The following is a 686-nucleotide window of genomic DNA, read 5'->3' as shown; positions in this document are numbered from 1 at the left end:
CATTCGTAGGATAAGCCCTCGACCGATTAGTACTCGTCAGCTCCACACATTGCTGCGCTTCCACCCCGAGCCTATCAACCTGGTGTTCTTCCAGGGGTCTTACGAATTGGGAAATCTCATCTTGAGGCAGGCTTCGCGCTTAGATGCTTTCAGCGCTTATCCCTTCCGCACTTGGCTACCCAGCGGTGCTCCTGGCGGAACAACTGGTACACCAGCGGTGCGTCCATCCCGGTCCTCTCGTACTAAGGACAGCCCCTCTCAAATTTCCTACGCCCGCGACAGATAGGGACCGAACTGTCTCACGACGTTCTGAACCCAGCTCGCGTACCGCTTTAATGGGCGAACAGCCCAACCCTTGGGACCTACTTCAGCCCCAGGATGCGATGAGCCGACATCGAGGTGCCAAACCTCCCCGTCGATGTGGACTCTTGGGGGAGATAAGCCTGTTATCCCCAGGGTAGCTTTTATCCGTTGAGCGATGGCCCTTCCATTCGGTACCACCGGATCACTAAGTCCGAGTTTCCTCCCTGCTCGACTTGTAGGTCTCGCAGTCAAGCTCCCTTATGCCTTTGCACTCTTCGCGCGATTTCCAACCGCGCTGAGGGAACCTTAGAGCGCCTCCGTTACTTTTTAGGAGGCGACCGCCCCAGTCAAACTGTCCGCCTGACACGGTCCTCCTGCCCGAT

General features: G+C 57.0%; 1 rRNA gene. It reads right to left on the bottom strand.

The features are described 5' to 3' along the window. Nucleotides 1-6 precede the first annotated feature (6 nt). Nucleotides 7-686 (bottom strand): 23S ribosomal RNA (locus tag ACFO1S_RS13555); the annotation flags it as partial.

Origin of the sequence: Cohnella boryungensis (genome assembly GCF_042651945.1) — a bacterium.
Lineage (GTDB): Bacteria > Bacillota > Bacilli > Paenibacillales > Paenibacillaceae > Cohnella > Cohnella boryungensis.
The sequence above is the reverse complement of the archived record's forward strand: the minus strand, read 5'-3'. Positions and strand labels throughout refer to the sequence as shown.